5 protein-coding genes are annotated in these 3,379 nt (G+C 59.4%); 3 read left to right on the top strand and 2 right to left on the bottom strand.

The window, feature by feature from the left end; all coding sequences use genetic code 11:
* Nucleotides 1-151 precede the first annotated feature (151 nt).
* Complete coding sequence (locus tag LL972_RS21400; protein WP_228329302.1) at nucleotides 152-658, top strand: nucleotidyl transferase AbiEii/AbiGii toxin family protein; 507 nt, start codon at nucleotides 152-154, stop codon at nucleotides 656-658.
* A gap of 49 nt (nucleotides 659-707) precedes the next feature.
* Here the strand turns inward: LL972_RS21400 and LL972_RS21405 are convergent, their stop codons facing one another.
* Nucleotides 708-986 (bottom strand): hypothetical protein, encoded by a 279-nt coding sequence (locus tag LL972_RS21405; RefSeq protein WP_228329303.1) that lies wholly within the window; start codon nucleotides 984-986, stop codon nucleotides 708-710.
* A 242-nt stretch (nucleotides 987-1,228) separates the two neighbouring features.
* Between LL972_RS21405 and LL972_RS21410 the strand changes: the two genes are divergently transcribed.
* Entirely contained in the window at nucleotides 1,229-1,687 is a 459-nt protein-coding gene (locus LL972_RS21410; RefSeq protein WP_228329304.1) for a hypothetical protein, read from the top strand.
* Nucleotides 1,684-2,106 (top strand): M48 family metalloprotease, encoded by a 423-nt coding sequence (locus LL972_RS21415; RefSeq protein WP_228329305.1) that lies wholly within the window; start codon nucleotides 1,684-1,686, stop codon nucleotides 2,104-2,106. Before LL972_RS21410 ends, LL972_RS21415 begins: the two co-directional genes overlap by 4 nt.
* Here LL972_RS21415 and LL972_RS21420 read toward each other — a convergent pair.
* Nucleotides 2,058-2,936 (bottom strand): type III effector, encoded by an 879-nt coding sequence (locus tag LL972_RS21420; protein WP_228329306.1) that lies wholly within the window; start codon nucleotides 2,934-2,936, stop codon nucleotides 2,058-2,060. The genes LL972_RS21415 and LL972_RS21420 overlap by 49 nt on opposite strands.
* Nucleotides 2,937-3,379 lie beyond the last annotated feature (443 nt).

The following is a 3,379-nucleotide window of genomic DNA, read 5'->3' on the forward strand; positions in this document are numbered from 1 at the left end:
CATCACGCCTGCCATGAAGTTGGCGATGGCCACTTAGCTCCACTTCTGGCGACCGCTAGAAGTGGGGGGATTACCAGAAGAGCGGCTTTCGTACGACACTGTGTGCAGGCGGCAGGGCTGGGTCGTTCAGCCAGGTCGAGATAAGACCTACGTGACGATCAAGATGAAGATTGGCTTTGCCACACGCGGGACAAGGCAGCACGAGCGTTTATTACGCGGCCAGGCCGCGAATACGTTGAGCATTGATTACAGCTACCTAGAGTCGATCCCTCAAATCGAGGAGGTCAGCTTGGGCGCAGACGGCGTCTTGCGCGTTTACGCACTCCCAACACTAGTAGCTGAGAAGATCAGGTCCCTTCTCCAGCAACCGCTTCGCGATAGGTATCGTCGGCAGGACGTCTTTGATCTCCAGCACCTACTGATCAATCGGCCAGAGCTCTACAACGCTTCGTGCCAAAAAACGGTGGTCGAGGACATCATGATCAAGTGCCGTGATCGCGAGGTGCCGGTGGATCAGGGTTCTTTCGATCAGCAGGAAATTCATGACAGAGCCTTGGCTGACTACGCGACGATGGCCGATGAGATCGAGGGTGAGCTCCCTGATTTTGAAAAAGCCTTTGCCATGGTCAGGGACTACTTCCGTGGTCTACCGTGGTGATGAATGCCAGGCCATCCTCAGGCGAGCAGTGCAAGCACCAAGGAGACGATTAACGGCGAGGTGACATCTCGCCGCGCTCTTCCAACCAGGTGCGGACCATTTCGCCGGCGAGCTTGCTCAACGCGTACACCGCAACCAGGCCAACCAGCCACGGTGCAGCCATGTCGGCCATTTGCTGGGTGTGCGCGCTTGCGTGCGGATCGTTCAGCACGAACAGCAGAATGGCGAACAGAAAGTACAGCGCAAACACAACGCCGAAGCCGACCAGGCCAGCGCGTGACAAGCCACGCAAAAGCGGCAGCAGCTGCGCGCGGAGAAACGTATTCATGGCGGAACTCCATCGAAGGACGGACAAACTCTAGCACTGCTGTCGCAGCGACTTTGGCCAGCCTCGCTGTAATGGAGCGCGAGTCAGCTCGGCCGCAGAGTCGGCCGCAGCCTCTACACCAAGGACCAGTGGGTGACTGCGTGGAATCTCGCGTTATGTGCGCCTCCGCCCTCGCCGCAATAGTGCTTGCACGGCAGGGTCAAATGATCGAGTATCAAACATCGAAGTTTGATAGGTCGATCATGACATCACCCATTTCCATCACCACCCTGGCCGCCCTGGCCAGTGCCGGGGTGCTGCGCACCGTGCAGCTGGTCGGCCAGGTCGGCGGCTACGCGGTCATGGTGCGCGTGGGCCAGGTCGAGAAGCAACTGACCGGCCAGCGCGGCGAGCCGCGCGTGTTTGCCAGCCTGGACACCGCCGCCGCCCAGCTGCTGGCGCTGGGCGTGACGGTGTTTGAAGTGCTGCCGGCCAACTACGTGCGCGCCCCCAAGGTCTACCGACGCGGCCGGCCGGCCGCGTTGAAGGCGTTGGCCAAGCTCCAGCGCCAGGGCAAACCCGCCAAGCCGGCCAAGAAACCGGCCGGCGCAGCGACGGTGGCCACCGCCGCCAAGATCCTGCCGAGCGATCGGGCGCAGCTCAAGCTGCCCGGCCTGCCGCGTACCCGCAAGCCCGCCCGCACTGCTGGTGCCGGCGCATGACCGTCGCCACGCGCCAGCAGCTGCAACGCATGGTCGATGCCATCGCCGCACGTGCGCACGTCGCGCCGCCACGCGTGAAGCTGTGGCGACGCCGCGATGCCCGCTACAACGCGCTCAGCCACACCATCACGGTGTCCATGACGCTTGCACGCACATTAGACGCCGGCCAGCTCTACACCTTGCTCGCCCACGAAGTAGGCCACGCAAAGCGTCGCGCGCCGATGCTCAAACGTGCCGCCGGTTACTTCTGGCCACCCGCGCTTGCGCTGGTGGTCGGCGGGGGTGCCGCTGCTGCGGTGACTGGCGTAACCCAATCTTGTGAGCCATTTTTGCACGTACGTAGGACGAACCCCATCAACGTCAAAAGCGATCACCCCCTGCGATGGCGCTGCAATGCAAGGTTGGCTTCCTTCTCGTAATTGAGCGCCGCGCTCGTCATCTGGTCCATCGTCTTGCCACCACTGATCCGACTGTCCGAATACTTCACACTTGGATCGCTTGCGGCGGAACGTATGTCGTAGAAATGAACCCGGGGTTTTACGTGTTCATTGATGTAGTCGACCAATGAATCTCCGATGGCAGGCATGCTGTTTTCGGCGAGCATTTGCTCCACCTCCGCACGGCTTACAGGCTGAATGCTGCTCAAGAGATCGGTTGCGTCAGGATCAGGGGGGGCTTTGACGCTTCTCTCATCTGCTCCTGGGCCGGGCATATAGCCAAGCGCTCCCGCTTCGGCAACGGTTACGGCGGTTGGGAAGCGAACCCAGGGATCCACCACCACGGTGTTGCGTTCCCCCCATTGCGGATCCCTTGGATCGCCGATTACAACGTAAGCGTGATCTACGTTCCGGTCGCTCACCTGCATAACGGGGGCATTGATTGTTCTCGTCGAAAGCGCGGCATAGGCAAGACTTGCATGCTCTTTACAAGCGCCACCTTGTGCTTCCGCACCTGCTCGCGCGTATTCCAATACGGTACTGCTCCGGTTCTCTCGGGTTCTCGCCACGGACGCCCTGGCCCAAGACTCACCTTTGGAAAGAACGACATCCGCCTCCTGGTTTCCAGCCCCATGAGGAAGCATATGCCGTACCTCCCTCAAGACCTCCGAAGCAATTTTCAAGTTCTTTAGAGTGGTGCTGCGTACGGTGACCTTGCGACCGCTAAAGCTGTTCACCCCCAGTTCCTCGGGTTCGCACTTCTTATGAATCTTTACGACCGATTGCGCCCCAAGACCGCTCAGAGGGTTCACGCTGGAACGGCGGTCGTAAAAATCAGCAGGTTCGGGTTGTTCGGAAGAGCGCGTAGGCCTAGGCGATAACGCCGAAAAAACCTCATTTCGGTAGCTCGTACTTCTAGGACTTCCATAAGTTGCAGAGGGGCTCCCATAAGTTGCATAGGGGGGCGGGCTCGACGTACTAGACCTCGCTGAGGTGTCGAGGATTCGACTGAAATCAGAAAACCAACTGCTCATTATCAACTCTCGTTGTATTGAGGAGTAAGTAGTCTGACGCCAAGACCGACGGGACATCGACACTCATCGAAGAGATGCCCCCTTGAGCGAAGTGATTGGTGTCCCAAGAAGTGAAAACTTCATCGAACGCCAATCATCATGGAGTTAGGGAAGGTCTGAACAACGAGGCCTGAGAGTGCGGGATATCGCGTCGTTCCGGAGAGTCGCGTTTGGATTTTTGG

The organism is Xanthomonas campestris pv. asclepiadis (assembly GCF_020784175.1).
GTDB classification, from domain to species: Bacteria; Pseudomonadota; Gammaproteobacteria; order Xanthomonadales; family Xanthomonadaceae; genus Xanthomonas; species Xanthomonas campestris_D.

Bases quoted from the DNA above. Each gene is read 5' to 3' on its own strand.
- LL972_RS21415 (WP_228329305.1), top strand. From the start codon at position 1,684: ATGACCGTCGCCACGCGCCAGCAGCTGCAACGCATGGTCGATGCCATC.
- LL972_RS21405 (WP_228329303.1), bottom strand. From the start codon at position 986: ATGAATACGTTTCTCCGCGCGCAGCTGCTGCCGCTTTTGCGTGGCTTG.
- LL972_RS21410 (WP_228329304.1), top strand. From the start codon at position 1,229: ATGACATCACCCATTTCCATCACCACCCTGGCCGCCCTGGCCAGTGCC.